The organism is Mesorhizobium sp. M4A.F.Ca.ET.022.05.2.1 (genome assembly GCF_003998845.1).
Taxonomy (GTDB): Bacteria; Pseudomonadota; Alphaproteobacteria; order Rhizobiales; family Rhizobiaceae; genus Mesorhizobium.
In genome coordinates, this window is record NZ_RZOJ01000792.1 from 1 (window position 1) to 746 (window position 746).

Genomic DNA, 746 nt, shown 5'->3' on the forward strand with positions numbered 1-746 from the left:
GATCAGGATCGGCAGGCCGTTGACGATGATGCCCTTGGCCAAAGCCGCGTCGCGCTCCGTGGTGACTGGCGGACCGGTGTTGTTGGGGCCGTCGCCGGAAATGTCGATGACGCGCCGCTGCGTCTTGAAGGCGCTTTGCCCGAAGAGCCCGGTGCCGAAGGCGAGCGCGCCGGAGATTGAAGTGCCACGGAAGCTGCGGAAGGGCCGCGCCGCGATCCCGTCAGCGAAGGCATCGGCGCTGTCGCTGCCATCAATGATCTGCCAGGCAAGCACCGCGTCGTCGCGGATGGTGCCCGCCCACTCGAAATAGGCGATCGCGATGCGGCCGTTGGTGCCAGCTCGCACCGCCTTGATGAAGTCCGGATGCCTGAGCGCCTCGACATAGCCGGCGCGCTGCAGCGCGAACTCGCGCTCGTCCATCGACGTCGAGATGTCGACCGCAAGCACCAGTTCGACATCCACAGCGGCTGGCGCGGCTGGCATCGGCAAGGGCGTTGCCTGAGCGCAGCCGAGACAGGCAAGCAGGCTGAGCATGTCGAACATGGTCGCGTGCGTCCGGTTTGACGCGCATCATCTTCCGCGCCGATCACGGCGAAATAAAGCTGGAGCAATTCCAGCAAAAGCGTGAAAGGGTCAGGCTCGGCGACTTCGCCGTAGCCTTCCGTCCGGAATTGCGCGAAAACAAAGAGATAGACCGCCGCTCTATCGCTCACTTCTTCTTGCGCGCAGCGTGCGGCGGTCTATCT

At 64.3% G+C, this 746-nt stretch carries 2 protein-coding genes; one reads left to right on the forward strand and one right to left on the reverse strand.

From position 1 onward, the window contains the following. A partial coding sequence (locus EN745_RS35445; protein ID WP_145992360.1) for a DUF1194 domain-containing protein occupies positions 1-543 on the reverse strand: 543 nt, incomplete at its 3' end. A gap of 17 nt (positions 544-560) precedes the next feature. On the opposite strand from EN745_RS35445, the gene EN745_RS35450 reads away from it, so the two are divergent. After that, positions 561-746, forward strand: a 186-nt coding sequence (locus EN745_RS35450) for a hypothetical protein (RefSeq protein ID WP_145992361.1), incomplete at its 3' end; no start/stop codon positions are given.